The organism is Vibrio penaeicida, from assembly GCF_002933855.1.
In the GTDB taxonomy this organism is placed as follows: Bacteria; Pseudomonadota; Gammaproteobacteria; order Enterobacterales; family Vibrionaceae; genus Vibrio; species Vibrio penaeicida_A.
This window is the reverse complement of sequence record NZ_BFAQ01000008.1, coordinates 132361-158743: the sequence shown is the minus strand read 5'-3', so window position 1 is coordinate 158743 and position 26383 is coordinate 132361. Positions and strand designations below refer to the sequence as shown.

Genomic DNA, 26383 nt, shown 5'->3' with positions numbered 1-26383 from the left:
ATTTCTTGCATCTTAAACACATTCAGATCTGCTTAAATCTGCATATTTTCCGAGTAAATATTCAGCCGTCTTGAACGAAATATCCTTCTCACCTATGGATTTGCCATCGTCGTCAAACAATGACATTCGATAACCACCATTTGGGGTATCGTTATCCGCTATAGGTGCTGCTAACCAAGTCGATACTAAATCGCTGACATGTTCGCTATGTGCTTCTCCTAACAACACTTTTTCACCGGATACTCGGTACCAAACTTTGATCATTGTTTGTGTAATCATGGGTCCCTCCAGATCGCAAATGATGATAACAGTGTGTCATTTAATTGTTCTGACCCTTCTTATATTAGCTAATTCTCAGCCGATCCCAAGCCTCAAATTAAAGAAAATGGTCAAAAAATATCTTGCATAAAAACCGAAACATATTTGGTGTTTTTTTACTCGACTTTAACCTTTGAGAGATAACGACAAATTAAAAGTCAACGAATTCTCTTATAACTTTTACACCGCAGAATTTGGCACATAAAGCTCTTTTTTTCTAACCAGAGAGCTGTAATGTCCAAAGACAGCTTTTTCCTCCAAATGACGCCTTAACATGTCCAACATAACAGCTGCAATTAAGCTACGTTTATCCTGCTTTCCATAATTTCGTGCAAACTCTAGCACTTGCCCCCACTCACCATTTCCGGTGGATAAGGCAACCGCAAACACATTGTCCTTCAATTTGCCACAGGACAATCCGAACGTAGCCTTTCCGTTTTCTCGGGTTGCAGCAGCCAAGGCCAAAGATGCAGCCAGTGGATCTTGCTCAACCAAATTTTTATCCATTTCGGTGTTCATCACCCAGCTTTGCTTAAGCAGTTTTGCCATAAGCTCATTCTCGTGCAACCAACTCGTCAGAAAACCACCGCTAGCCTGCTCCGCAAGAGACAGCGTTGTTCCCCCCTCAACCAAAAGAGCAGCCACATTATCAACCATGGGTTCATCCACACTCACGACATTGTCTTTCAGGTGACCGTATACAATTTGAAGAAGCTTCAAACGCCTTTCCATGTCTGCTGCAGGACCAAATATCTTCACTTCAATGAAAGGTAAATAAGAGCGGTATCCCAGTTCATACTGATCGGGCAGTTTAATCAGATCTAATTTGTCTGATATACCTGACTCAGAGAGCCCAATAGTATAGAGTCTGCTGCATTCCGACGGGAGGATATCGCGGTATGTCTCGCTTAGTATCGGAATAATTTGCTCCTCTACCATGCGCTTAAATTCGCTCGGCACACCCGGCGTAAAATATAGTTTGGCTTTATTGAGCGTCATCGAAAACCCGCAAGCCGTCCCGATTGGGTTATCGATAATGGCGGCTTTTTCTGGGAGCATCGCCTGCTTGAGATTACTGTCTGGCATAGTAAGCCCACGACGAGTAAATTTTTCTTCCAGAACAGTTAACCAATCTTGGAACAAACTGAGTTTTTGTCCAGACGCTTTCGCGGCGGCCGACGCCGTTAGATCATCGGTTGTTGGGCCAAGCCCACCATTCACAATAACAATGTCGAAAGATTCGCTAAGACGCAAAATCTCTTCTTTCAACACATCAAGCTGGTCGCCAACTGTAGAACGTGCCGAAAGCTGAAATCCACTTTGATACAGGATTTCACCTAGCCATGAAGCATTGGTATCCACGATATCTCCGTGAAGCACCTCTTCGCCTGTACTCAACATTGCCACTTTCAACATAAACTTAACCTTTGCTTTTTCTTTTGATATCACAATTGTTCGATGCAAAATAGTAATTCATAGTCAACTACATTCAGCTCAACTATTCTAATTAGACCGCCTTACAAGCTGATATTTTTCAATTTTTTAACGATTAAAAGGATTGCATCTCTCATTCGTAAAGAGAATAATGCTCAGCTCACTATTTTTGGTTTTTCTCAATGGAGATCTCTGTGCGACTGAAGTCACTGTCTACCGCATTGCTTGCATTTGCTACGTCAACCCAAGCTGCTGATTTTGATATCAACAACTTCTCTTATGACTTATATAACGGCGATGATCAACAAAGCTACAGTCTTAACATTGAAACAAATGTAAATCCATTCTATCTCTCTTTAAATGACAATATTGAGACGGAACCAAAACTCGAAGCGCCTCTTCCTTTGTATCTTCAAGTGCAGCCTGAAAAAGACTGGAATTACCTGAAAGAACAAACCTATACGATTTTGGGGCTCAGCGTTGCTACAGTAGGCTTAATGACACTTCTGCCCGAGAGTATTACCAAATGGGATGCCGAAGCCCGCGATATGAGTAAACTCGGGGAAAAATGGTCTGAGAATGTCAGTCAGGGTCCTGTCTGGGACAGAGACGAGCACTTCCTCAACTACATAATGCACCCTTATTTTGGTGGTGTTTATTACACGGCTTCTCGCCATGCAGGATTTAATGAATTTGAGTCTTATCTCTACTCGATGACGATGTCGACTTTATTCTGGGAATTTGGCGTAGAAGCGTTTGCTGAGATCCCCTCTTGGCAAGATATTTTCATCACACCTTTCTTTGGCGCTGTTGTCGGTGAACTGATGTTCGAAGGCGAACAAAAAATTGTCCACAATGGTGGTGAAGTATTAGGGTCTGAAACCCTCGGTGATGTCTCGCTGTTTTTCCTAAACCCGGTAGGTCACATTCATTACTGGGTAACCGATGCGTGGGGTGGTGATGCGAAGTTTAACTTCCGAACTCAACCTTGGACAGGTTACCAAACCGAAGTCGATATGGCAGTAAACCCTCAAGGTCCATTAGACAAACAGTTCTACGGGATGGAACTGACGCTAACGTTTTAACGTTGTTCTTTACCTTGTTCAAAGCGCCCTTCGTGGCGCTTTTTCAATTTTTAGAGCTATGCCTGTTTTTTAAAGCTACACCGAATGCGGTTTTAATAAACTTGATTCTTATCATATTTCCTTTCAGGTAATTTCCTATACTCACTTATACCCAAGCGACCTCAAGGTGCAGAGTTCAGAGCCTCATATTCTGTTCCAGTTCAAGGAAGAGAACGCAGCGGAATGACAGGTCCTTTCCAAGTTCTTTGACGATGAAATGGAACAGAATATGGGCTCCCAAGGGCGAGTTTAACTGGCTTTCATACTGCGTTACCGATTCTTGATTTAGAACCACCAAATCTTCAAATCGGTGTCTTGTCTGAAAGCCAGTTAATTCTCGCTGGACCCAGCATCTTGAGGTTACTTGGGTATAGTTAATAGCCACCCTGCGATCAGGAGGATGTAATATGTACACGACTTTTATTGTAAATTTTGTCGGCACTGCAACCCCTACCACTATCAAGAAATTAGCGTCAACGACACATGATAATGGTGGAAAGTGGCTTCTTAGCAAAGTGAATTTCATTGAACACCAAGTTGCAGCCGTTATAAAAATTGAGTTGCCATCTGAGAATGAAGATACCGTTAAAGATGCATTCTTAAATACCCCCGACCTCATCGTACAATTCAGCCAAGCGAGCGATCTGAGTTACGAAACCGATACCATCCACCAAATTAGATTGGACTCTAATGATAGGGCCGGCATCGTGAATGAAATCAGCCATGTGCTGGATGGAGAGGGAGTCAGCATACTAGACATGGACTGCCAACGCGTATTTATTGCTGGCGGAGGAGGTGTAAGCTCCAGCCTCTTCAGCTCGACCATGGCATTAAAAATACCTAAAGAATCCAACATCAACGACATCATTAACGAGCTGGAATCACTGAGCGAAGATACTCGTGTCGTGTTGGAGGATTAAACTCTTCTACAATTTAAACTTCGAGCCCAAGCAGACCACATTGTTTGGGCTTTTTCGTATAGCCAAAATCTCATGTTTGTACTTAACACAATGTACGATATTGAAGTTAGCGAGACAATTCACCTTCACTTTACTAAAGGCTAATGGCTAAAGGTCGTATTTGTTCCAAATATCACGTATGGACCCTAGCGAATCAACCGTGGTGTACCCTTTCAGACACTCGGCAGCATTTGCGTTAGCCAAATGAAGTGTTTTTACTGGGCTGACTTCATTGTAAATTCCCCAAAGGCAAGCGCTGCAAAACGCGTCGCCCGCCCCTACGCTAGAAATAATATCGTCGGGGCTGAGTTGTAGGCTTTCAACCCAAATAGAATCACCAAATTTAGAGACCCACGCGGCACCTTCTGGCATGTGGATGATGACGTTTTTATTTACCCCTTTCTCAAGCAGTGCCTTCGCGGCTTCCAAGATATCTTCAGAGTCTATTGTTCCGTTTTTTCGCAGCTTTTTTTGTAAACAGTACCCTGCTTCGAGTTCGTTTATGATCAAGTGGTCGACGTATTTCAGGCAAGGGGTAACCTGTTTTTCAACGTTTTCAATTTCCGTCGAAACCATGTCTAAACTGGTTTCTAAACCCAAAAACTTTAACTGTTTTAGTGCTTTGGCAGCGTAAGGTAAACCGTTTCTGTCTAAGGTATCCATGGTTTTGAGCAGTAATAAATACCCAAAGTGTGCAATTTTTATGTTTCGCATACCAATGGCGGTATAGGGAATATCGGCTGGGGAAAACTCCGCCGATACTCCGTCCTGATAGAAAAAAGTTCGTTCGCCTGTGCCGGCATCCGTCATAACGTGAGTGTGCGCTGTAATACCAGGAACCGACTTAATCCACGAATAATCGAACCCATACTGATGGCAGATATCCAAAGCAAACTGACCGTATTCGTCGTCGCCCACCACACCACAGCCATAAACGGGTAAGGTTTCGTCTAGAACGCTTAAACCAATCGCCACATTAAATGCACAACCACCGGGGCCTTTCACTTGTCGCTCAATCAGCCCTAGACCAGACTTTTCAGGCCAAGGGGAGACAAAATGCACCAAGTCGACGATCCAATTCCCTATGCACAGAATGCCTTTTCTATCTGCCATGCTTACCTACTTAAGTTCATTCCAAAGAGGGTAAATCGCGGGTTCGTCTTCAACAATATCTGAAAAGCGACCAAGTGGCTGATCAAAATAATTGTCACCATTATCGTCGTTCGCCATCGATACTTCGCCAGTCAGCACCGGACCTTTGCCTTTTTCACCGTAAAAGCGATGCATTAACCCTGTGGGGATTCGAATGCTTTGCCCTGGTGCAAGAATGATTTTCTCGAACGGTTTCGCCCTTACAACTTCCCCATCCACCGTTACTTCGATGTCTTTGTCTAAGTGCTCGCCTTTACCATTCACTTTCACACATTCCACCACTAAGTTACCGCCACCGCGGTTGATGATGTCTTCGACTTTTTTCTTGTGATAATGAAGGGGGGTTTCCTGATCTTCTTTTACCATCATGATTTTTTCGGCGTAAGGCACGCTATTTTTATCCGACTGATCGCCATTGCGAATGCAAAACAAAACCAACCCTCGTTGATCGAATCGGTCTTCGTTGAAATCGGTCACATCCCACCCTAGCTGGTATTTATGATTGTAAGCCGCTAGATCACCATTACCTTGCCATACCTCATTATTCCAATTACCCCAACGCGGAAGTTTAAAATGAAATGCTTCCATCAATTCTTCAGCGTCGCGTATGGCTTGATTGACTTGAGATCGTTTCATTGTATTTTCTCCACAGATTTATTTTGATGAGACAGCAAGGCTGCCGTGAAAATTTGATGCTGGATCATGGCTTCTTGAGGTGTAACACATTGAAAGCCTGACACACGCCCAGTCGCCAGCTCGTCGACAAACGATGCCCACATTTGTAGTACGGCATCGGTAAAACCAAACTCCATGATCCCACCTGAAATAGTTGGATAGGCGGGCAAATACCCTACTGGTATGGTTTGCCATATTTGTGTGCCACCAGCCTGATATTCCATTTTTTCGTACTGGTTGGGGCTTGCCGTAGAAAATCGAAAACTGCTGTTGATTCCATGCAGCTCAAAATACCAAGAGTTATTGTGGCCCGGCGCTATTCGGTACGTTTTTAAACGCGCTGGAAATGTCTGACCTTGCCAACTCGTCATACAATGTAAGTCGGCATTTTCAAAGGTATCGCAGTCTGTCCACTCCCCTTGTGTGTCCTTTCTTTTTTTCACCACGTCGCTTAATTGGGCATAAACACTTTCAAATGCCCAACCCAGCTTTAAAGGCACATGCAGAATGTGCATTCCCAAGTCGCCCATACACCCGTATTCACCACAAAATTGCTTTTGCCGTTTCCAGTTAATTGGCTTATCCGGATTGATATCGCTGGAGTGAAGGAATCCAATATCAGCGTGTAGAAAGGTATTCTCGCCGCTGTTTTCCATATCCCGAATCATGGCTTGCATCGCTGGGTAAAATGGAAATTCTGAAGTGCATCGCACAAACACCTCTGGGTGATCTTCAATACACGCTAAGATCTTTTCAGACGCTGATTTATCGATACCAAAGGGTTTCTCAGCGAGCAGGTGCTTCCCTGCTTTGATGATGTCTATGTAGAGTTTGTCATGTAGATGGTGCGGCACCGCGCAATAAATCGCATCGATGGACTCATCGCTAAGTAGCGCTTGGTAATTTTCGGTATAGGTTCTAATGGATGTAAAATTGTCTCGATACCAACCATGTATTGATGAGTTGGTATCACACAGCGCAACAATTTCAGGCTTGGCTGCAACGTTCGTTAAATGACACCAACGCGCGGCTGCCGAGGCAAATTCTTTGCCCATCATTCCGCCTCCAATAATCCCAAATCGGATGGTTTTCATGATGCGTCCCCAATCAGCAATTTTGCCTCTTGCAGCGTTACGCCTTCATGGACAATTTTCATTAGGGCGCGCGTAATTCCTTCTGGATCGTGGTGTTGAATCACATTGCGACCATACACAATACCCTTCGCGCCCTGTTCCATAAGCTCTGCGGTTCTTTTTAGAATCTCTTCATCACTCACCCGACCGCCCCCTCTGACCAAAACAGGCACTTGCTGCGCAGTTTCGATCACTTTGTGGTATTGACTCACGTCGTCGCAAGGATCTGCTTTAATGATATCCGCCCCCAGCTCACTCGCTTGACGAACCAAAGGAACAATTTTTCTGATGTCACCATCGACCATATAGCCGCCAGCGCTGCTATTGGGCTGCATTACCAAAGGCTCGACCATTAAGGGCATATCGTAAATCTCACATTCTTTGCGCAGCACGTTGATTCGCTTTAAGCACTGGCGATACAAATCGGTTTCATTCGGCAATTGCAGTAGATTCACCACCACACATGCCGCATCCAACCTAAGGGCTCTTTCGACTGGATTTTCGATCATTTCAGAGAAAATGGGCGGCACTAACTCTGTGCCATAACAGTTCGCAATGTCTGTCCGCAATACCAATGCTGGCTTCTTAGGCCTATTCATGCCTTGCAGTAAACGTGCACTCCCCGGCGGAAGTTGGATGGCATCCGGGTCTGCTTTCACAATGGCAGAGATGGCTTGTTCCATATTCTCAATGCCTTGTAGAAACGCACCCTGATTAAACATGCCGTGATCTATGGCCACATCAAAACAGTGACCTGACTCCCCAAACAATCGGTTCATTCTTGCTGATAACATGATATTTTCCTTAGCCTGCAACCATTAAATGGACAAGTTCTTCGCTGTTGGTTTCTGAAGCCTCACGCACTCCAACCACTTGACCACGACGAAGGACCGTAATTCTGTCGGATACGGCAAACACGTCATTCATGTTGTGAGAAATGAGAATGATCGCAACGCCTTGTTCTTTGAGCTTTAAGATCAACTCCATCACTTTTCTTTGTTCTGGCACCCCGAGCGCGGCTGTCGGCTCATCCATAATCAGCACCTTTGCTTGCCAATACACCGCGCGACCGATGGCTATGGCCTGCCTCTGACCACCAGACAAACTCAATACGGGCTTTTTCAACGATGCTTTAGGGATGATGATGTCGAGTGGCTTAATCACTTCTTCCGCCACTTTGGTCATGTACGTTCTGTCGAGAACAGGGAAAATACCGAGGCGTTTGGTTTTAGGTTCTCGACCAAGAAAAATATTGCTGCCCACGTCCAAATTATCGGCGAGCGCCAAGTCCTGATAGATGGTTTCGATACCTGAACTTCGAGCTTGCGACGGGTCTTCAAACGCAATTTGTTCCGCTTGGTACGTCATGGTTCCACTGTCGGGGATATATACTCCAGACAGTGTTTTAATTAGGGTGGATTTTCCTGCTCCATTGTCCCCCACCAGCGCCATCACTTCGCCTGGCTTAACTTCAAACGACACATCTTTAAGAGCTTCAACACCACCAAATGTTTTGCAAATCTTTGAAGCGGAAAGAATCGGTTTCATTTCAGAAGTACTAGTCACCAGAGCCTCCTGTCAGCTTAGATTTAGATTGGTCAATAAACACAGAGACAATGATCACAACCCCGACGGCGACAAACTGCCAAAATGGCTCCACGTCTATGAATACGAGACCAAACTGGATCACCGCGATTATCAACGCCCCTATTAATGTACCAACCACAGTGCCATAGCCACCAAATAGACTTGCACCGCCAATAACAACTGCTGCAATGGAGTCTAAAAGCATCGGTTCACCCGCTTGAGCTGCACCCGCAGAAAACCTTGCCGTATACGTTGCCCCTGCCAACCCTGCACACAACGCCGCGAGGATATATACCCAAGTCAGCTGTCGTTTTACTTTGATTCCTGAGCGGATAGCCGCATGCCTGTTACCACCTATTGCGTAGGTGTATTGACCAAAGCGAGTTTGAGAAAGGATATAATGCGCAACAATCAAAACCGCGAGGGCGAGAAGAACGGGATAAGGGATTCCAAGTAACTTGCCATTACCAAAGGCATATAAATAGGTATTGTTGACGGGTACTGTGGTGCCATCGGCAAAGATAAAGCCCATCCCTCGCGCAACGCCATACATGCCTAGGGTTCCGATAAAAGGAGGAATAGCGAGCCGTGCAATCAGGGTTCCATTAATAACCCCGGGTATAAAGGAAGCAAATAGCGCAGCAGCAAACCCAACCACAATGGCAATGAAGGTATCCGCGGGCATCAAGTTCATAGTGGTGGCCATGATCACGGACGCAAAGCCCATAATGAAACCTAACGACAAATCGATACCCGCCGCAATGATGACAAAAGTTTGCCCAATCCCAAGCAAAAGTGGTGCGGCAGCAAACAACGCGATGCTTTGTAAGGTAAAGCTGTTACCCAGAAAGGTCGTTTCAAACATAATTTGAGACCACACTTCGAAAAAGATCAGCAACAAACTCAAAAACAACCAAGGCCACGCTTTACTCAACCATTCCAGCCAAGAAAATCCCGTATCTTGAGATGCGCTGTCCCCTGCCTTTGTGGTAGTTGGAACACTAGACATAAATAACACCTATTTTTTGGAGTTTCTGGGGCAGAGTCCTTCTGCCCCTTAGTTTCAAGCGAATGCTTAGGGTTGATGACCCTTACTGAATTCTATGACTCATAACTCGATGAACCACTGCTCTGTGACACATCTATTTATGAGGCATCATTTTGGGGTTTAATCTGAGTACACGTACTTCAGGATGTCTGGAGAATCGATATTCGATTTATCCATCACCACAAACCCTGTACCAATCTGGTTAGGCACTGCTTGCCCAGTAAGAAGTGCGTGAGCCGTCATCACACCGTAATACCCCATTGTGGCAGGCTGCTGAGCCACGGCGATATCGACCAAACCAGATTTGATGTCTTGCACAATTCTTGGTAGTGCATCAAATGCAACAACTTTGATTTTTCCAACTTTACCCAGTTTTTTAACGCCTTCGGCAGCGCCCAATGCAGAGAAAGTATTTGCCCCAAACACACCGGCTAAGTCTGGGTTACGTGCATAAACGGCTTGAAGTTGAGATGCGGATTTATTGGAATCATCTTCGTTGTATTGAATTTTCAAAACTTCGACATCAGGCCAGCGTTTCATTTCATCCATAAAGCCTTCAGCACGCTGGTCTGTGGTAGAGATACCTGGTTTCACGCTGGCAACGTACACTTTTCCCTTGTGTCCAATGGATTCAGCAAGTGCGCGCGCTGCAATTCGACCGCCTAAAACATTGTCTGAAGCGATATAGCTATCAACGAAATCACCCGGTCCCGCCCCATCTTGGTAGTTACCATCGTCAATGAAAGTATCGACAGTAATGACGCGAATGCCCGCATCTACAGCCTGTTTAAGTGGGGCGATGAGTTGTTGCTTATCCACGGGGGAAATCAGGATCGCATCAGGTTTTTTTGCAATGATCGCATTCAGTATTGGCACTTGAGCGGTGGTATTCCATTCTCTTGGAACTTGGAAAGCCAAATCCGCGCCAATGGCATCAGCAGCATGTTGGGCACCGCGATGCATGGTGAAATAAAACGGGTCAACCACACCCGGGATAAGGGCGAGTTTCAACTTTTCGGCGGCATTGGTCATGTGGCTAAACATCGCAGACAAACCAATGATTGCCGTCATGGTGGCAACTTTTACGGTATGTTTCATCGTTTTCCTTCCTTGTTTCAGATGGGATGATATGGGTATTTCTAGCAATAAAAACTCTCACTAGAGGTAGGCAATTCGTCCGATTTGCCCTTACCCGATTTTCAAACCGAACCGTTAAAGTTAACCTTATGTTATAATTTGACACGTGTATATAATCAAAAATGAGAAAGGTGATTTAGTGAACAGTTTGGAAACAAGCGGAAAGGTGGGCTCTTTAAAATACAGTTAGTTATGTAGGTATAAATTCCGCACCGAAAATGATCATGTATGAAATTCAGTCAAAAGACAGGCTCGAAAGACTCATTTTTTGAGTAAGGATTACGCTGAAAGTCTTTTCACCAATCTTGAATGAATCGTTACTTCGCGAATAATAGCCGGCTCCAACACAGCATCAACAACGGCTCTTGCCATCTGATTACAGCTTTGTTTCACCGTGGTCAATGGCGGGTGCAAGTACGGCGCCAATTCAATATCATCATGACCCGCGAGTAAAACCTGTTTACCGATTTTCACACCTGCATTATTCAGTGCACTCAAAGCCCCCACCGCAATGTTGTCGTTCATACAAATAATACCGCAGGGCTGCGCTTTCCAATTGGTCTCGTTTAACCATTGGTGAATCATTTCGTAGCCATAGGTGGCATCTGGCCATGTAATATCCGACTGTTCATCCACGATAAATCGGGGCTCTAGCCCTGCTCTTTTAAGGCAATCTTGATAGCTCTTCCGTCTAGCCGTAATAGACGGCTTTTCCAGAATTTTGGGTACATCCAAATAGTATGGGTGAATCTCTTTTTCGAGAAAGTAGTCCGTTATAATCTCCAAACTATGACGGTTATCATTAACCACATAACTGGCGTTTTCGAGTAAGCAGTTATCCAACCAAACGATATGGATATCGTGTCTAAGCGCTTCAAAAAACTGAACGGATGCTTCGTCACTTGAGGTTGGAACGAGAATTAGAGATCTCGGCTTTAAACTTCGAAGCGATTGAATGATTTTGCGCTCGCGTTCTGGATCGCCATGGGTACTTTGTACAATGAGATTGAGACCTTTTTCATTGGCAAAATCTTCGATGTATTTGAGCGTACCGGAGTAAAAACTGTCGGTCGTAGAAGGGACGACTGCGGCAATTAATGAGCTCTGCCCTTTCACTAAATTCACAGCGTGTTGATTCGGCACATATTGCAAGGCTTCACACGCCGCTTGAATACGCGCAATGGTGGCTTGTTTAAGGGACATATCACCATTGAAATACTTAGAAGCCGACGCCCGAGAAACACCCGCTAATTTGGCAACATCAGACATAGTAACGGTATTGGACGGCTTACTGGACATAGGTTTCCTTTCTGTGAATGGGCTCTCTAGGGTTGATTTCCCCTAACTCCTACGAATTTTTCAGTATTCTCTACACGAGTCAATAGATAAGATATGAAAAGGGCGAACACACCACGTATTCGCCCGTTATATCGCTTTATTGATTCTCTTTCGAATGTTACGAAACCGACCACTGAGACAGTGAACGTTTGAAATCGGAGTAATCAAATTCATTCAGCTTTTGAATTTCCCCGTCGGAGCGTTCACAGTAAATGGATGGCATTTTAAGCCCGTTAAACCAATTCAGCTTAACCATGGTGTAGCCAGCGCTGTCTAAGATGTGTAGCTTCTGTCCAATTTCTAACGGTGCATCAAAGTTCGCTACGCAGAATTGGTCGCCAGCCAAACAGGAGCATGAGCCAATTACGTATTGGTGCTCGCCACGTTCACTCGCTTCAAGGATGGATGCGGGCTCATCGTAGATAAGCGTATCCAGTCGATGCGCTTCCGTTGCTGAGTCAACGATGGCTGTTTTCATTTCATTTTCAACCACATCGACGACAGTCACTACTAAATCTGTCGTTTTGGTGATGATGGCTTCGCCTGGCTCAAGATACATTTGTACGCCATGCTTCTCCGAGAACGCTTTCAGCGCCAGCCCCAGTTTTTCTATGTCGTAACCCGGCCAAGTAAAAAATACACCGCCGCCCATGCTGACCCAATCCAGTTTATTTAGGTATTCACCAAACTGCTCTGATATGGAGTCCAGCAAACCGATGAATGCGTCCACGTCTTTGTTCTCACAGTTCATGTGGAACATTACACCGTCAATTGAATCGAATACGTCTGGGTTAATATGATCGGCTTGAACGCCCAAGCGAGAAAATTTTCGGGCAGGATTTGCTAAGTCTTGCCCCGCATAACTTACACCAGGGTTTAGACGTAAACCAATCGAAGCTTTGCCTTCAACCATATGGCGATAGGCAGCCAATTGATTTTGGGAATTAAAGATCATCTTGTCGCAAATTTCAGCGACTTCGCGAACGTCTTCTTCGCTGTAGCCAACGCTGTATGCGTGAGTCTCGCCGCCAAAGGTTTCATGTCCGAGTTTAACTTCGTATGGACCGGAGCTTGTTGTTCCATCTAGATAGGGTTTGATGATGTCAAACACACCCCAAGTGGAGAAACACTTGAGCGCCAACACCAACTTCACACCCGAAATCTCTTTCAGTTGTTTTGCTTTCTCTAAATTTGCTATCAACTTATCTTCATTAATCATGAAGTAAGGTGTTTTAAGTTCGCTTTTTTGCATTGTTAGTACCTTGAGAGCCTTCGCTAGAAAGCGCTGCCAAATCGTACAAAGCCGACGCAGGAGCATCGGCTTATATTTATTTTGTTTGGAATTCGTTGAGATTTGCTTTTGTAGCTATGAGACCGAGCGTTGTTTACGAATGTAAGTGAACACGATGGACAACGCTACAGCAGCAAATAACAAGAATTACTTCAAAGTATGGATAACCGGTAGCCCTTGACCAACTTCCAACTCTTGAACATGCCAATCCAGACCAATAGAAGGCATGGTTTCTAGGAACGGATCTGGATCTAGTTGCTCCATGTTGAACACACCTTTATCTGCCCACTCACCGCGGAAGAACTGAAGTGCTGCGGTAATGGCAGGAACACCCGTCGTGTAAGAGATGGCTTGATGCTCAACGTCTTCGTACGCCACTTCGTGATCGGCATTGTTGTAAATGAACACACTGCGCTCTTTGCCGTCTTTCTTACCTTGAACCCACGTTCCGATACACGTTAAGCCAGTGTAGCCTGGTGCCAAAGAAGTTGGATCTGGCAACAGTGCTTTAAGAACATGCAGAGGCTGAACTACTGTTCCATCATGTAAAGTCAGCGGATCTGGGCTTAGCAAGCCGATATCACGCATACAGTTGAAGTAGTTTAGGTACTTGTCACCGAACCCCATCCAGAACTCGATACGCTTAGCAGGAATGAATTCTTTCATTGAACGCACTTCATCATGCGCCATTGAGTACACTTTGTGTGTCCCACAGTTCGGGAAATCAAACTCTAGCATACGAGAATGACATGGTACTTGTTTCCACTCTTCGTTTTCCCAATAGAAAGAATCGCCTTGAATTTCCAGCATGTTGGTTTCTGGGTCAAAGTTGGTTGCGAACTTCTTACCGTGGTCACCCGCATTCACATCCATAACATCGATGGTGTCGATTTCATCGAACAAGTGTTTCACTGCGTAAGCAGCAAATATCGATACCACACCCGGGTCAAAACCAGCACCCAGAATACCCGTGATACCCGCTTCTTTAAACTTCTCGCGGTAACCCCACTGCCAATCGTAGGCTTGCGGTACTTGCTGACCTTCAGAGCACAGATCGACGGCGACTGACGTGTCTAGGTACGATACTTTTGCTTGATAACACGCTTCCATGATGGTCATGTTTACCCATGGAGGACCAGCGTTAATGACGAGATCCGGTTGAACGTCTTTGATTAGCGCAACTAACGCTTCCACATCATCAGCGTCTACAGCGCGAGCTTCCAGCTTCTTAGATGGATCTTTCAGGTTATTTTTCTTCTGAATAGATTCGATGATTTTTTCACACTTACTGACCGTACGTGATGCAATTGTGATATCACCCAGTGCGTCGTTATTTTGCGCTGCTTTATGCGCGACTACCCAACCTACGCCGCCTGCACCAATTTGAAGAATTGCCATTATTCTTGTTCCCTTATTTCGCTAGTTCAACCGCTAACTGGTCGATATCATTTAATAGTTGTTCAAAATCTGACAAAGCCAGACATGGATTTAAGATGGTAAATTTAAGTGCAGACTGTCCATTAACCGATGTTTCACCTAAGACGGCAATACCGCGAACCAGTGCTTCTATGCGCACTTTTTGGTTTAGTTTGCACAGGTCTATTACTTGTGAATTGGCCACTCGGAACAATACCGTTGATAACGCTGGCTCAGTCAGCAATTCAAAACCTTTGCGTTGATGCACGAGGTCTGCCACCTGCAAAGTTTGCTCAAGCAAGTGATCATACATATCGCCCAACGCTTGCGGTCCTACATTTTGCATTGTCATAAACACTTTCAGAGCGTCAAAACGTTTGGTGGTCGCGATGGATTTGTCGACCAAATTCGGCAACTCATCGTGTTCACGATTTAGGTAATCGGCATGATGAAGCAAGTATTTAAAGTTCGCTTTGTCTTTTACGAGTAATGATCCGCAGCTGATTGTTTGGTAGAACAATTTATGAAAATCCACACTCAACGAATCGGCTTTTTCAATACCAGATAACCGCGCTTTATGGCTACTTAAAATCAGAGCGCCACCGTAAGCGCCATCAACGTGCATCCAAAGTTCATGTTTTTCAGCAACATTGGCGATGGTATTCATATCGTCGATCGCACCATGGTCGGTAGTGCCAGCTGTACCAACAATTGCAAAAGGTATTAAACCTTCGGATTTCGCTTTAGCGACAGTTTCATCCAGCTTAGACGCGTCCATGGTACCATTCGGCAATGCATCTACAGTGAGAATGGCTTGCTCGCCCAATCCCATCCAAGATGCGGATTTTTGCACTGTAAAGTGTGCTTTTTCTGAACAAACGATACGCAGCTTATCGGCATAATCCGGTAAGCCCAGCTTTTGAATGGAGTGACCGCTGAGTTTGTCGGCAATCCAATCGCGCGCCAGCATCAAGCCCATTTGGTTGCTTTGTGTACCACCACTGGTAAAGATTCCGTCCGCTTTATTGCCTAGGTCGTATCGCTCACATAACCAATCCACGACTTTCTGTTCGACATAAGTTGCAGAAGACGCTTGGTCCCAAGAATCCATAGATTGGTTCAATGCCGCAATCATGGCTTCTGCCGCAATAGCGGACATTAATGGGGGGGTATGCAAATGAGCAATGCAGTTAGGATGTTGCGTAAAGATAGCGTTTTTAGCAACCAAGTCTGTTGCATTGCTGATCACGTCGGTAAGGCTTTCATTAGACGAATTCAGGTTGACAGCATTGATCTGAGATTCAAGCAGTTTAGGATCCATCCCTGAATAAGGCTTATCGATCTGTTCAAAAAGCTGTTTCATTGCAGCAGTAGTGTGGTTCATTACAGAAGCAAATTCATTGGCACCCGCTTCGCCCGTGTGAATGAAATGTTTTTTCCACACGTCTGATTCTGGTAGCGATTCTTTAATGCCACCGCCAGCGACAACGATCGCTTCTTCAAGCACTTTCAAAGCAAAATCGATTTGCTCGAATGAAATGATTAAAGGGGGTAGGAATCGAATAACCGATCCGTCGCGCCCGCCTTTTTCAACCATCAATCCACGCTCTAGTGCGGCTCTTTGAATGGCAAGAGTTAGCTCACCATCGGAAGCTGGTTCACCAAATTTGTTTTTCTCACCGTTTGGTTTTTGAATTTCCAAACCCAGCATTAAGCCTCTGCCGCGAACTTCAGCAATACAATTCACGCGCTTTTGGATTTTCTCGAAACCCAATCTTAAGTACTGACCAGCAATATTGGCATGTTCAACAAGATTATCTCTCTCGATAATCTCTAACGCCTTCGCTCCCGATACCATCGCAAGTTGGTTACCGCGGAATGTACCAGTGTGCTCACCCGCCTTCCAAGTGTCGATCTCTTTGCTAAATACCAATAGAGACATCGGTAGGCCACCACCAATGGCTTTAGACAAACACAAAATATCAGGCGATATACCCGACTCTTCAAACGCAAAGCGGTAACCTGATTTACCGACGCCACACTGGATTTCATCGAATATTAAAAGAATACCGTGCTCATCACAGAGTCGGCGGAGCTCGCGTAACCAAAATGCAGGCGCGGGAATCACCCCCCCCTCACCTTGCACGGGTTCAACAATGATGGCAGCTGGCTTCATGATGCCTGCTTCGTCATCATTGAGCAGTCTTTCCATATAGCGAATACTGGCTTTTGCGCCTTCATTACCACCCAAACCAAACGGGCAACGTAAGTTATATGGGAACGGCATGAAGTGAACGTCGGACATCAATCCTGTACGGCGAGCCTTGGTGCCAAGGTTACCCATCATGCCCATGGTGCCGTTTGTCATACCGTGGTAAGCACCGCGGAATGCGAACATGGTATTACGACCCGTGGTTTGTTTCGCAAGTTTGATTGCGGCTTCAACCGCATCGGCACCAGAAGGACCACAAAACTGAATCGCAGAGTTTTTAGCAAAGTCTTCCGGTAGAAACGCTTTTACGCGTTTAATGAAAGTGTCTTTAGCTTTGGTGGTGATATCTAATGTTTGATAAGGCAAACCAGAATCTAACTGCTCTTTTAGAGCTTGGTTAATTTCTGGATGGTTATAACCCATTGCCAGCGTGCCTGCGCCGGCCAAACAGTCTAGAAAAATCTGACCGCGAGTATCTTCTACTAAAGCGCCGTATGCTCTTTTGATTGCAATAGGTAAACGACGTGGATAAGAACGTACTTCAGATTCGTGTTGTTCTTGATCGAGTAAAACTTGATCGGGAGTGAGGTCATAAACCCCTTCAATGCCCGGAACAAGAGATGAAAATGGGGATTCGGAGCGTGACGCGTCCATTTCAAAAGCTGTGCTCATCGCAAAAAACCTTTAAATAGTGCCATTTCAAGAAAATGATCTTTGAATAGCGATATTTATGCCTTCCTCGCGCTAACGAGAAAGCAAATAAAAGCGACCTGTGTTTGCTAAACAAACAAGGAAAGAAACTAGCAGAGAATGCTATTTAAGAAATGTCAAGACGGATCAAGGCTCGGTGATAATACCGCAATTCGGAAGTACGAAGCTGATTTTAAAAAATGAAGTCAAATTAGTCATGTTGGGCTTCCTATAATAATACCAGTCCTGTGGCATTCTTCTTCCCATCTACTAATCGAAGCACCGATTAGTACCTACCCTACACAATGTCACAATCAGCTTGAATGGTCATTGTGCGTATCCCCCAAAACGCTCTTCGAGATTAGCGCGGAGAATATCTTAGATTATTAGGGAGCGCAACGGTTTTTACATTTGGCTATTAACAATTATATATATTGCTAATAGCCCTCTTAAGTGAAACACAATAAAATCATTATATTTCAGTATATTAACTTATATCTAATTCCGTTATATGTAAGGTTAAATAAGCTTCTTATGCATGATGTAACTGTCTACAAAACCCAACTTTTTGTGTTGATATGCATCGGGAATAATACCCAAGATCTTAAACCCTAATTTCTGCCACAGCTTAACGGCTATATCGTTAGAGGCAACAACGGAATTAAATTGCATCGCTCTAAACCCCATGCTTATTGCTTGCTCTTGTGAATGAATACACATAGCAGTTGCTACTCCTTTACCTCTCGCAAATGGAGTAACCATATAACCACAATTGCATATATGACGACTTGGACCGCTCGCGTTTCTCTTTATGTAATAGCTTCCTAAAATTTGGTTATTTTCTTTAAAAACAAAGCAAGCCTCAGGTAATTCAACCCATAAGGCATAAGCTTCATCAAATGACATATCTGGATCAAACGCGTAGGTTTCTTGCGCTTGAATAACAGATTGAAACGTATCCCAAAATTCACCAAAATCCTGTCGAGACATCAACGAAATGTTCACTGTTTATATATCCTGCGTACTCAATCCTATGAATGTACAGCAATCCATATGTAAAGAAGTTAACGTTTGTTAACAAGCCGCACCGCGATATTTCAAGCCATATTTATTCCGACTTGAAATGTTGTTTGGCAACTTGATTAAATACATTAACCCACTTGTCATCAAACTGGGTTCCTTTGTAGTTGTTGATTTCTACAATACAGCGGACCAGTGGTCGTTTAAGTAAGGTATGATGTGCTCGCTCGTGAGTACGCGCATCGAAGGTATCGACAATGCTCAGTATTTTTGCACCGTCAGAGATTTGATCTTGATTTAAGTGATTCGGGTAACCCGTTCCATCCATTTGCTCATGATGCTGAAAAATCATGACCGCAGCATCGTGCCACCGGATAGATTCATTCAATAACAAATATCCCGAATAAGGATGGTGGTGCAGTATTTCTCTTTCTGCAGTAGTAATTGTGCCCTTTTTATTCAACATTTCTAGCGGCATAAACGACATGCCAATATCATGTAGCATAACAGCAACTGCCAGTTGAGAAGCCTCTACCGGGCTGCCTGCTGATTTGTTCATTTCTAAGCTTAAGAATAGCTGCCTTAGGGTTCGCCCGTGCCAATACTTACTTCGGTCTTCCAGAGGTTGAACCAAGCTTGAGTAAAAACGGATGTCATCATCGGTTTCGATACCATAACTAGACAACATAGCTAAAAGCTCATTTTGGTAGCTTTCACCATCAGACCCCTTCCCTATTTCTTTTAGTATTGGAGCATCGGTATGCTGCTCAGTTAACTTAGTTGTAGGATCGAGCAGAAGTAACACATCGTTAATGAGCGCTACCTGTCTTTCTGGGGAAACATCGGCGACCAAACTTATGTCTTCACAAATTTTATCCAGTATATTTTCTGCTAGAGGGCTTTCTTTCTCGTCTAACCTAGCCTCTACCATTTGTTTTGTTTTGTCTAAAGAGAGAAGAATAACGTCACACAGAATACTGTCGTATTTCAAATGCCCTTTTCGAATGTAATCCAGCAAATCTTCAAGGCTTTGCATAAGCGGCGTGATGGACACTAAGCCAACGTAGACTAAGTTTCCTTTAATTGTGTGCACTACCCGAAAAAGCCCATTTAGCAAATCCACATCGTCTGGTCGATGTTCAAGATCAATTAAAATAACTTCACATTTTTCATGAGCTTCTCGAAAATCTTGAAAGAAGTCTCCGAGCGATTCGTATTGGATTTCTTCTTCAGATATTTCTTTTGGGAGCGCCATCTTTTTTACCTACTATGTTCACGTCTAATAGCAGTATAGAACACTGATAGGTTTATTAAGTTTCGAGTGGCTAGATTAGGCAGGTTTTCTTTGTATTTCGCTCATGTACTTGTCATGAAGATCACCCATAGCCAAGTAAGCCCAAGTACCAATGACCAAATCACTACTCGAATTAAACCGCCGTAACGGCTTTTCTTCCGTTTTGGTGCTGTCGGTGTATGCGCTTTCTCATGAGCTTCCGAACGCCCACGCAACGCGGCTTTTTGAGCGCGCCTTTCTGCTGCCTGATTAGCGATTTCAGTAAATCTATGTCTTTGATCATTATTGAAATCCTGTTCAGGATTATAATGTTTACCAGTGTCACCCTGTTTGCGAGATACGGCCATGTTCACCTCCTCAAAAATCAAAGATAAACTGTTCCATAAATAACTTTAAGCCACATTATACGAATTCGCCAACAGACCTAGACACATATCTTACTTTTGATACAACTAAGTCAAACTCACAACTTCTGGGACTGATAAAACCCTTTGTATGGTTTGGTTTTAGAAGAAAATAACGGTAGGATTAAAGGCATTTCAACATTAGCTAGTTCAAAGGGTTACAGAAATTTTATGACAAAAACCATCGCAGAAGAGCTTGTATATGACTTTACTGACGGTTTGACCTTAGTATTGAAAATCGCCCTTAAGCCAAATCAATCTGAGTTCATCAGTTCCACAAAAAAAATGTATACGTTTAAGGATGGTTCTAAGATATTGCTCGACAGAGACGACCCTAAATACCATGAAGTGATTGTTTAGCCTACTCAGTTTTATATGTGTGTTATTGTGTAAATATGACTTTATTCGATAAAGGCTCAAATTTCTTTGAGCCTTCTATATCTTCAAGCTGTCGTTTTTCTCTATTAGGAATAACAACAAACCAATTTAAATGACACATTCTTGCGCCGCTTTCGCTTTTTCCACACCCTCTTCAATAAGGGTTAGCGCATCTTGGTTTGCTATAGAGCCCATAATTTTTTCAATCAACTTTTCGGCGGTTGACTCTGATGATGCGTCAACTAGGCAGCTATACGCATTAGAAACGTGCTCAGTGGCTTGAGTCAGCGCCTCAGAATCATTGAAATCCATATTCGTAATTTGTTCAATCGCCGATGTAAGTGCTTGAACCGACTCTGTTGCACTACCGAATTGCTCCAAATCTAAGTCAGCAAAATTCGAAAAATCCAGCTCTTCTTGGAAATTATCTACAGCGCTGTTTGCAGCTTCTTGTGCTTGGTCGATGGCATTGGCTGCGTCTTCACACCCTACTAGGGCAAGTGTTATAACCAATGCTGTCAGGGACTTTTTCATATTACCTCTTAAAAAGCGGATACTTATTCCCTCTCATAATAATGCGAACAACTCACTCTAGAAAACCGAAGTAACGTAACAAAGTGTTGATGTTCTAAATGTATACCCAAGTGACCTCAAGGTGTAGGAACCAGAGCCGCATATTTTGTCTAACTTCAACTCAGGCTCTTTTAACAAACTTAGCGGTAACCATCATTTCTCCAGCACCATCAACCTTGCAGTCCAATTGATGATCTTTACCTTCAACGATTCTCCTAATGACCGCTTTGGTTCCTATTTTAAGTACCAAAGAACTGCCTTTTACTTTTAAATCTTTCGCTAGGGTTACCTTATCTCCTTCTTGTAGTTGTGTTCCATTTGCGTCTTTAACGGTGAACGCACCTTCTTCACTAAATGCTTCTGAAGGATTCCACTCATGTGCACACTCTGGGCAAATTAAATGATTCTGATCTTGGTATACAAACTCAGACTGGCAATTTTGACAAGGAGGAAAGGACATACTTCAACTCTTATAAAACTTAACATCGCGAATATGTTAATCACTCTTTTTATCTATAGCGAGTGGAATCTAGAAATTGTTTTTAAATCTCACATATCAAATTTTTCTGACCATACATTAGTCATGTAATTCAGTGACCTGTCATTTCTTTCCATGTGCTCTTTGTCAGGAAAACGAATTCAAGACAAGCTGTGTTGGAATTAATATGCTTTTATCATAACTGTATATAAAAACAGTAAGGTATTCACAAATGAAATCAGCATTTATAAGCTACATAAAGGAATTTATGCACCTTAGGCGTTATGCCATAAGAACAATAGATGCGTATACAACGTGGATTTGTAGGTATATTCATTTTCACGATATGGCCCACCCAGCGAAACTATCAGATAAAGACGTAGAAGCATTTTTGACTCACCTGGCATGCGATCAAAAACTAGCAGCAAGTTCACAATCGATCGCGCTAAATGCGTTGGTGTTTTTATACAAAGAAGTTCTAAAATCCCCACTATCTATCGACATAAAATTCAAGCGTTCTGCGATTAAAAGAAAGCTGCCTGTTGTCCTCACAAGAGATGAAGTCAGAAGGCTTCTTCTTCATATAGATCCACCATATCAACTGCAAGCGCAACTTTTATACGGCTCTGGTTTGAGGTTAATGGAGTGCATGAGGCTAAGGGTACATGATATCGATTACGACTATGGCGCGGTCAGGATCTGGAACGGAAAAGGAGGAAAAAATAGAACGGTCACTATGGCTAAGGAATTGGAACCGTTTTTAAAATCACAAGAACAAAATGTTCATCAGTTCTTTCAAAGGGATATGGAAACACCAGGCTATGGCGGAGTGTGGCTTCCAGAAGCACTGTACAAGAAATACCAAAATGCACCATTTGAAGTGAACTGGCATTACTTGTTTCCATCTGGAAAGCTATCTGTAGATCCAGAATCCGGTATGTTAAGAAGACAACATATGAGCGAATCGACTATCCAAAAAACCGTCAGAAAAGCAGCTAAAAGTGCCAGTATAGATAAGAATGTCACCTGCCACACCTTACGGCATTCTTTTGCAACACATTTGTTAGAAAGTGGAGCTGATATAAGAACGGTTCAAGAGCAACTAGGGCATACAGATGTCAAAACAACACAAATCTATACGCATGTATTAGACAGAGGGGCAAACGGTGTCATAAGCCCTTTATCAAGGCTATGAACGCTGAAAGCAGCAAGTTTATTATTGCTACGATAGGATTGAGCAAACAATCTATGATTAGATGCCAGAAATGAAAAAAGGAGAGCAAATGCTCTCCTTCTATTAAACCTTACACTGCTACTTAAAGAGCAGCTTTCGCTTTTTCAACTAGAACTGCAAATGCAGACTTGTCGAATACCGCGATATCAGCAAGGATCTTACGATCGATCTCGATAGATGCTTTCTTAAGACCGTTAATGAAACGGCTGTAAGATAGACCATTCTGACGAGATGCCGCATTGATACGTGCAATCCAAAGTTGACGGAATTGACGTTTCTTGTTGCGACGGTCACGGTAAGCGTATTGACCAGCTTTAGTAACTGCTTGGAAAGCTACGCGGTATACGCGAGAGCGAGCACCGTAGTAACCTTTAGCTTGTTTTAGAACTTTCTTATGACGTGCACGAGCTTGTACACCACGTTTTACGCGAGGCATTATGCTTCTCCTAAACTAAACGATTGATAACTAAAAAGAATTAAGCGTATGGCATCATACGAACAACTGCAGCCACTTCACACTTAGGAAGGATTGCATTTGGACGAAGCTGACGCTTGTTCTTAGTAGTACGCTTGGTCAGGATGTGACGTTTTGTAGCGTGCTTGTACTTAATACCACCAGCAGTTTTCTTGAAACGCTTAGCAGCACCTTTGTTGGTTTTCATCTTAGGCATGATGAAGAACTCCGCATTGTTGAGTTATTAAACAATAGTAATTAGGGCGAATAAAAACCTGCCGTTTATACCTTTTTTCAAAGGGAACACGACAGGATTTAATTACTTGTAAGCCGTTAATTACTTCTTCTTAGGGGCTAGAACCATGATCATCTGGCGACCTTCGATTCGAGTAGGGAAAGACTCCACAACAGCTAGTTCTACTGTGTCTTCTTTCAATCGATTCAAAACGTCAACACCGATTTCTTGGTGAGCCATTTCACGACCACGGAAGCGAATTGTTACCTTCACTTTGTTGCCGTCTTCAAGGAAACGCGTCAGGTTGCGTAGTTTTACCTGATAGTCTCCGATATCAGTTCCAGGACGGAATTTTACTTCCTTAATCTGAATCTGTTTTTGCTTTTTCTTCTGCTCTTTCGCAGCTTTGCTCTTCTCGAAGAGGAACTTGCCATAGTCCATCACACGACAAACTGGTGGCTCGGCGTTAGGGCTGATCTCTACAAGATCCATACCAGCTTCAACAGCTGTTTCAAGCGCTTCATTAATAGAAACGATACCAACGGGTTCACCGTCGGCGCCTGTAAGACGAACTTCACGAACGCCGCGAATTTCACCGTTTAAACGGTGCTGGTTTTGTTTGGCCGGCTGTTGGCCACGTCTTCCGCCTTTAATAGTTTATTCCTCCAGATTGAGCTTACGGCTAGATACTTCGGCTTGGATGTACGAAATAAAATCATCCACTTTAAATTTACCGAGATCTTTGCCTTTACGTGTTCGAACTGCGATTTCTCCGGCTTCCATTTCTTGGTCGCCGCAGACTAGCATGTAAGGAACACGCTTCAATGTATGTTCGCGGATTTTAAAGCCTATCTTCTCATTTCTCAAGTCCGCTTTAGCTCTAATTCCACTTTTTTGCAGTTTTTGTGCAACTTCTTGAACATAATCGGACTGTTTATCCGTGATATTCATGATAACCGCTTGCTCTGGTGCCAACCAAGTTGGGAAGAAACCAGCATATTCTTCAATAAGAATACCGATGAAGCGCTCCAATGAGCCAAGAATTGCACGGTGAATCATTACTGGTACAAGACGTTCGTTATTTTCGCCAACATAAGTAGCGCCCAAACGACTTGGTAGATTGAAATCTAGTTGAACTGTACCACATTGCCATGCTCGGTCGAGACAATCATGCAATGTAAATTCGATTTTAGGTCCATAGAACGCGCCTTCGCCTTCCTGAATTTCATATGGAATCGCCATATTTTCAAGAGATTGCTTTAGAGCTTCTTCAGACTGATCCCAAATTTCGTCACTTCCCACACGTTTTTCCGGGCGAGTAGACAGCTTCACTACGATGTTATCAAAGCCAAATGTTTGATACGTATCGTAAACCATCTTGATACAGCTAGTTACTTCATCTTGAATCTGACTTTCTGTACAGAAGATATGTGCATCATCCTGAGTAAAGCCACGTACACGCATGATGCCATGTAATGCGCCTGAAGGTTCATTACGGTGGCAAGAACCAAACTCAGCCATACGCAATGGTAAATCGCGGTACGATTTCAGACCTTGGTTGAAGATTTGAACATGACCTGGGCAGTTCATCGGTTTTAGGGCGTATTCACGGTTCTCTGAAGCCGTTGTAAACATTGCTTCTGCGTATTTATCCCAGTGACCTGAACGTTCCCATAGCACTCGGTCCATGATAAGTGGACCTTTTACTTCTTGATAACCGTATTCTGTCAGTTTTTCACGAACAAACACTTCCAAATCGCGGAAAATAGACCAACCATTGTGATGCCAGAACACCATGCCCGGTGCTTCTTGCTGCATGTGGAACAAGTCCAAATGCTTACCAATTTTACGGTGGTCTCGCTTCGCCGCTTCTTCCAAGCGAGTAAGGTGAGCTTTTAATGCTTTTTTGTCGTGAAATGCTGTGCCGTAGATACGTTGAAGCATCTTGTTGTCGCTGTTACCACGCCAGTATGCACCAGCGATATTCAGCAACGTAAAGTGCTGACAAAAGCCCATGTGCGGTACGTGAGGGCCACGACACATATCAATGTATTCTTCGTGATGGTACAAACCAGGACGGTCGTCACGCGCAACGTTTTCGTCTAAGATTTCAACTTTGTATGGTTCGCCACGCGATTCAAACGCGTCGCGAGCTTCCTGCCAGCTTACTTTTTTCTTGATAACCTGATATTTGGTTTTCGCCAGCTCTTTCATGCGCTTTTCGATCTTTTCAAGATCGTCTTGCGTGAGTGATTCCTCTAGATCGATGTCGTAGTAGAAACCGTTGTCGATGGTTGGACCAATCGCCATTTTAGCTTGCGGATAAAGTTGCTTAAGAGCATGACCAAGAAGGTGAGCACATGAGTGACGAACGATCTCAAGACCGTCTTTTTCGTCTTTTGCTGTGATGATTTCAAGGCTCGCATCGTCTTCGATAAGATCGCATGCGTCTACACGGTTGCCATCGACACGACCCGCAATGGTGGCTTTCGCAAGACCAGGACCGATTGATTGAGCGACGTCTAGAGTAGAAACAGGGTTGTCGAATTCGCGCTGACTGCCGTCAGGAAGAGTAATAATAGGCATGTTTATTCCTTTACAGTGGTGTTGCATACCAAGCAACACATGTTTAGTTCACTCGCTCAAATGTTTGGAACATCTGTCGATGTGAAATGTAAGTGTGTATGTTTGTCTATCAAACAAAAATCGTCATCCAGCAAAATACAAATACAGATGCACTTTGCCAAATGAACGCGCAATTCTAACGAATATTTCCAGAAGAAGAAAATGATATTTTCC

Annotated in this window: 26 protein-coding genes; 4 read left to right on the top strand and 22 right to left on the bottom strand. The window is 43.8% G+C overall.

Going from position 1 to position 26383, the window contains the following annotated elements:
• Positions 1-12: 12 nt before the first annotated feature.
• Positions 13-279 (bottom strand): 30S ribosomal protein S6 modification protein, encoded by a 267-nt coding sequence (locus VPNCDNU1_RS02545; protein WP_104398898.1) that lies wholly within the window; start codon positions 277-279, stop codon positions 13-15.
• A 219-nt stretch (positions 280-498) separates the two neighbouring features.
• Complete coding sequence (locus tag VPNCDNU1_RS02540) at positions 499-1734, bottom strand: CinA family nicotinamide mononucleotide deamidase-related protein (RefSeq protein WP_104398897.1); 1236 nt, start codon at positions 1732-1734, stop codon at positions 499-501.
• Positions 1735-1934: 200 nt separating this feature from the next.
• On the opposite strand from VPNCDNU1_RS02540, the gene VPNCDNU1_RS02535 reads away from it, so the two are divergent.
• Together VPNCDNU1_RS02535 and VPNCDNU1_RS02525 are read left to right on the top strand one after the other, a co-directional pair.
• Positions 1935-2837, top strand: coding sequence for a DUF3943 domain-containing protein (locus tag VPNCDNU1_RS02535; RefSeq protein WP_442758988.1), 903 nt, complete (start codon positions 1935-1937; stop codon positions 2835-2837).
• Between the two features lie 446 nt (positions 2838-3283).
• A complete protein-coding gene (locus VPNCDNU1_RS02525) occupies positions 3284-3796 on the top strand; it encodes a glycine cleavage system protein R (protein WP_104398895.1) in 513 nt (170 codons plus the stop codon).
• 147 nt (positions 3797-3943) lie between these two features.
• On the opposite strand, the gene VPNCDNU1_RS02520 is transcribed toward VPNCDNU1_RS02525, so the two are convergent.
• The 14 genes from VPNCDNU1_RS02520 to VPNCDNU1_RS02455 all read right to left on the bottom strand — a co-directional run bounded on the left by VPNCDNU1_RS02520 (position 3944) and on the right by VPNCDNU1_RS02455 (position 20175).
• Positions 3944-4948 (bottom strand): carbohydrate kinase family protein, encoded by a 1005-nt coding sequence (locus VPNCDNU1_RS02520; protein ID WP_104398894.1) that lies wholly within the window; start codon positions 4946-4948, stop codon positions 3944-3946.
• Between the two features lie 6 nt (positions 4949-4954).
• Positions 4955-5623 (bottom strand): D-lyxose/D-mannose family sugar isomerase, encoded by a 669-nt coding sequence (locus VPNCDNU1_RS02515; protein ID WP_104398893.1) that lies wholly within the window; start codon positions 5621-5623, stop codon positions 4955-4957.
• On the bottom strand, positions 5620-6756 hold the full coding sequence (locus VPNCDNU1_RS02510) for a Gfo/Idh/MocA family protein (RefSeq protein ID WP_201797105.1): 1137 nt from the start codon (positions 6754-6756) through the stop codon (positions 5620-5622). Before VPNCDNU1_RS02510 ends, VPNCDNU1_RS02515 begins: the two co-directional genes overlap by 4 nt.
• Complete coding sequence (locus tag VPNCDNU1_RS02505; protein WP_104398891.1) at positions 6753-7589, bottom strand: class I fructose-bisphosphate aldolase; 837 nt, start codon at positions 7587-7589, stop codon at positions 6753-6755. Before VPNCDNU1_RS02505 ends, VPNCDNU1_RS02510 begins: the two co-directional genes overlap by 4 nt.
• Positions 7590-7599: 10 nt before the next feature.
• Complete coding sequence (locus tag VPNCDNU1_RS02500) at positions 7600-8361, bottom strand: ATP-binding cassette domain-containing protein (protein WP_237324072.1); 762 nt, start codon at positions 8359-8361, stop codon at positions 7600-7602.
• Positions 8354-9391: an ABC transporter permease subunit gene (locus tag VPNCDNU1_RS02495; RefSeq protein ID WP_104398890.1), complete on the bottom strand. Its 1038-nt coding sequence runs from the start codon at positions 9389-9391 to the stop codon at positions 8354-8356. The genes VPNCDNU1_RS02500 and VPNCDNU1_RS02495 overlap by 8 nt, the downstream gene beginning before the upstream one ends.
• Positions 9392-9550: 159 nt before the next feature.
• Positions 9551-10528: an ABC transporter substrate-binding protein gene (locus VPNCDNU1_RS02490; protein ID WP_104398889.1), complete on the bottom strand. Its 978-nt coding sequence runs from the start codon at positions 10526-10528 to the stop codon at positions 9551-9553.
• A gap of 318 nt (positions 10529-10846) precedes the next feature.
• Positions 10847-11866, bottom strand: coding sequence for a LacI family DNA-binding transcriptional regulator (locus tag VPNCDNU1_RS02485; RefSeq protein WP_104398888.1), 1020 nt, complete (start codon positions 11864-11866; stop codon positions 10847-10849).
• 157 nt (positions 11867-12023) lie between these two features.
• The gene (nspC, locus tag VPNCDNU1_RS02480; protein WP_104398887.1) at positions 12024-13157 is read right to left on the bottom strand and encodes a carboxynorspermidine decarboxylase; all 1134 of its coding nucleotides are present in this window, start codon (positions 13155-13157) and stop codon (positions 12024-12026) included.
• Positions 13158-13343: 186 nt separating this feature from the next.
• On the bottom strand, positions 13344-14594 hold the full coding sequence (locus VPNCDNU1_RS02475; protein ID WP_104398886.1) for a carboxynorspermidine synthase: 1251 nt from the start codon (positions 14592-14594) through the stop codon (positions 13344-13346).
• Between the two features lie 13 nt (positions 14595-14607).
• The gene (locus VPNCDNU1_RS02470) at positions 14608-17496 is read right to left on the bottom strand and encodes a pyridoxal phosphate-dependent class III aminotransferase (RefSeq protein WP_104398885.1); all 2889 of its coding nucleotides are present in this window, start codon (positions 17494-17496) and stop codon (positions 14608-14610) included.
• 537 nt (positions 17497-18033) lie between these two features.
• The gene (locus VPNCDNU1_RS02465) at positions 18034-18504 is read right to left on the bottom strand and encodes a GNAT family N-acetyltransferase (RefSeq protein WP_104398974.1); all 471 of its coding nucleotides are present in this window, start codon (positions 18502-18504) and stop codon (positions 18034-18036) included.
• Positions 18505-18622: 118 nt separating this feature from the next.
• Positions 18623-19789 (bottom strand): HD domain-containing phosphohydrolase, encoded by a 1167-nt coding sequence (locus tag VPNCDNU1_RS02460; RefSeq protein WP_104398884.1) that lies wholly within the window; start codon positions 19787-19789, stop codon positions 18623-18625.
• A gap of 101 nt (positions 19790-19890) precedes the next feature.
• Positions 19891-20175 (bottom strand): hypothetical protein, encoded by a 285-nt coding sequence (locus VPNCDNU1_RS02455; protein ID WP_104398883.1) that lies wholly within the window; start codon positions 20173-20175, stop codon positions 19891-19893.
• Between the two features lie 228 nt (positions 20176-20403).
• On the opposite strand from VPNCDNU1_RS02455, the gene VPNCDNU1_RS02450 reads away from it, so the two are divergent.
• Positions 20404-20592 carry a hypothetical protein gene (locus VPNCDNU1_RS02450; RefSeq protein ID WP_104398882.1) on the top strand — a complete coding sequence of 63 codons (189 nt, stop codon included), beginning with the start codon at positions 20404-20406 and terminating at the stop codon, positions 20590-20592.
• A 126-nt stretch (positions 20593-20718) separates the two neighbouring features.
• Here VPNCDNU1_RS02450 and VPNCDNU1_RS02445 read toward each other — a convergent pair whose 3' ends face one another.
• Both VPNCDNU1_RS02445 and VPNCDNU1_RS02440 read right to left on the bottom strand, forming a co-directional pair.
• Positions 20719-21144: a hypothetical protein gene (locus VPNCDNU1_RS02445; protein ID WP_104398881.1), complete on the bottom strand. Its 426-nt coding sequence runs from the start codon at positions 21142-21144 to the stop codon at positions 20719-20721.
• A gap of 160 nt (positions 21145-21304) precedes the next feature.
• Complete coding sequence (locus VPNCDNU1_RS02440; protein ID WP_104398880.1) at positions 21305-21643, bottom strand: zinc ribbon domain-containing protein YjdM; 339 nt, start codon at positions 21641-21643, stop codon at positions 21305-21307.
• Positions 21644-21893: 250 nt separating this feature from the next.
• Between VPNCDNU1_RS02440 and VPNCDNU1_RS02435 the strand changes: the two genes are divergently transcribed.
• Positions 21894-22856, top strand: coding sequence for an integron integrase (locus tag VPNCDNU1_RS02435; RefSeq protein ID WP_104398879.1), 963 nt, complete (start codon positions 21894-21896; stop codon positions 22854-22856).
• Positions 22857-22977: 121 nt separating this feature from the next.
• Here the strand turns inward: VPNCDNU1_RS02435 and rplT are convergent, their stop codons facing one another.
• From rplT to thrS, 4 genes are all read right to left on the bottom strand, one after another.
• Positions 22978-23331 (bottom strand): 50S ribosomal protein L20, encoded by a 354-nt coding sequence (gene rplT, locus VPNCDNU1_RS02430; RefSeq protein WP_021019837.1) that lies wholly within the window; start codon positions 23329-23331, stop codon positions 22978-22980.
• Between the two features lie 40 nt (positions 23332-23371).
• Complete coding sequence (gene rpmI, locus VPNCDNU1_RS02425; RefSeq protein WP_004401085.1) at positions 23372-23566, bottom strand: 50S ribosomal protein L35; 195 nt, start codon at positions 23564-23566, stop codon at positions 23372-23374.
• Between the two features lie 120 nt (positions 23567-23686).
• Positions 23687-24238 (bottom strand): translation initiation factor IF-3, encoded by a 552-nt coding sequence (gene infC, locus VPNCDNU1_RS02420; protein ID WP_101115501.1) that lies wholly within the window; start codon positions 24236-24238, stop codon positions 23687-23689.
• A 3-nt stretch (positions 24239-24241) separates the two neighbouring features.
• Entirely contained in the window at positions 24242-26170 is a 1929-nt protein-coding gene (thrS, locus tag VPNCDNU1_RS02415) for a threonine--tRNA ligase (protein ID WP_104398878.1), read from the bottom strand.
• Between the last annotated feature and the right edge of the window lie 213 nt (positions 26171-26383).

What these genes read in the sequence shown, in the direction of transcription:
- VPNCDNU1_RS02545 (WP_104398898.1), bottom strand. Translation starts at nt 279, where the DNA reads ATGATTACACAAACAATGATCAAAGTTTGGTACCGAGTATCCGGTGAA.
- VPNCDNU1_RS02540 (WP_104398897.1), bottom strand. Translation starts at nt 1,734, where the DNA reads ATGTTGAAAGTGGCAATGTTGAGTACAGGCGAAGAGGTGCTTCACGGA.
- VPNCDNU1_RS02535 (WP_442758988.1), top strand. Translation starts at nt 1,935, where the DNA reads ATGGAGATCTCTGTGCGACTGAAGTCACTGTCTACCGCATTGCTTGCA.
- VPNCDNU1_RS02525 (WP_104398895.1), top strand. Translation starts at nt 3,284, where the DNA reads ATGTACACGACTTTTATTGTAAATTTTGTCGGCACTGCAACCCCTACC.
- VPNCDNU1_RS02520 (WP_104398894.1), bottom strand. Translation starts at nt 4,948, where the DNA reads ATGGCAGATAGAAAAGGCATTCTGTGCATAGGGAATTGGATCGTCGAC.
- VPNCDNU1_RS02515 (WP_104398893.1), bottom strand. Translation starts at nt 5,623, where the DNA reads ATGAAACGATCTCAAGTCAATCAAGCCATACGCGACGCTGAAGAATTG.
- VPNCDNU1_RS02510 (WP_201797105.1), bottom strand. Translation starts at nt 6,756, where the DNA reads ATGAAAACCATCCGATTTGGGATTATTGGAGGCGGAATGATGGGCAAA.
- VPNCDNU1_RS02505 (WP_104398891.1), bottom strand. Translation starts at nt 7,589, where the DNA reads ATGTTATCAGCAAGAATGAACCGATTGTTTGGGGAGTCAGGTCACTGT.
- VPNCDNU1_RS02495 (WP_104398890.1), bottom strand. Translation starts at nt 9,391, where the DNA reads ATGTCTAGTGTTCCAACTACCACAAAGGCAGGGGACAGCGCATCTCAA.
- VPNCDNU1_RS02490 (WP_104398889.1), bottom strand. Translation starts at nt 10,528, where the DNA reads ATGAAACATACCGTAAAAGTTGCCACCATGACGGCAATCATTGGTTTG.
- VPNCDNU1_RS02485 (WP_104398888.1), bottom strand. Translation starts at nt 11,866, where the DNA reads ATGTCCAGTAAGCCGTCCAATACCGTTACTATGTCTGATGTTGCCAAA.
- nspC (WP_104398887.1), bottom strand. Translation starts at nt 13,157, where the DNA reads ATGCAAAAAAGCGAACTTAAAACACCTTACTTCATGATTAATGAAGAT.
- VPNCDNU1_RS02475 (WP_104398886.1), bottom strand. Translation starts at nt 14,594, where the DNA reads ATGGCAATTCTTCAAATTGGTGCAGGCGGCGTAGGTTGGGTAGTCGCG.
- VPNCDNU1_RS02470 (WP_104398885.1), bottom strand. Translation starts at nt 17,496, where the DNA reads ATGAGCACAGCTTTTGAAATGGACGCGTCACGCTCCGAATCCCCATTT.
- VPNCDNU1_RS02465 (WP_104398974.1), bottom strand. Translation starts at nt 18,504, where the DNA reads ATGTCTCGACAGGATTTTGGTGAATTTTGGGATACGTTTCAATCTGTT.
- VPNCDNU1_RS02460 (WP_104398884.1), bottom strand. Translation starts at nt 19,789, where the DNA reads ATGGCGCTCCCAAAAGAAATATCTGAAGAAGAAATCCAATACGAATCG.
- VPNCDNU1_RS02455 (WP_104398883.1), bottom strand. Translation starts at nt 20,175, where the DNA reads ATGGCCGTATCTCGCAAACAGGGTGACACTGGTAAACATTATAATCCT.
- VPNCDNU1_RS02450 (WP_104398882.1), top strand. Translation starts at nt 20,404, where the DNA reads ATGACAAAAACCATCGCAGAAGAGCTTGTATATGACTTTACTGACGGT.
- VPNCDNU1_RS02445 (WP_104398881.1), bottom strand. Translation starts at nt 21,144, where the DNA reads ATGAAAAAGTCCCTGACAGCATTGGTTATAACACTTGCCCTAGTAGGG.
- VPNCDNU1_RS02440 (WP_104398880.1), bottom strand. Translation starts at nt 21,643, where the DNA reads ATGTCCTTTCCTCCTTGTCAAAATTGCCAGTCTGAGTTTGTATACCAA.
- VPNCDNU1_RS02435 (WP_104398879.1), top strand. Translation starts at nt 21,894, where the DNA reads ATGAAATCAGCATTTATAAGCTACATAAAGGAATTTATGCACCTTAGG.
- rplT (WP_021019837.1), bottom strand. Translation starts at nt 23,331, where the DNA reads ATGCCTCGCGTAAAACGTGGTGTACAAGCTCGTGCACGTCATAAGAAA.
- rpmI (WP_004401085.1), bottom strand. Translation starts at nt 23,566, where the DNA reads ATGCCTAAGATGAAAACCAACAAAGGTGCTGCTAAGCGTTTCAAGAAA.
- thrS (WP_104398878.1), bottom strand. Translation starts at nt 26,170, where the DNA reads ATGCCTATTATTACTCTTCCTGACGGCAGTCAGCGCGAATTCGACAAC.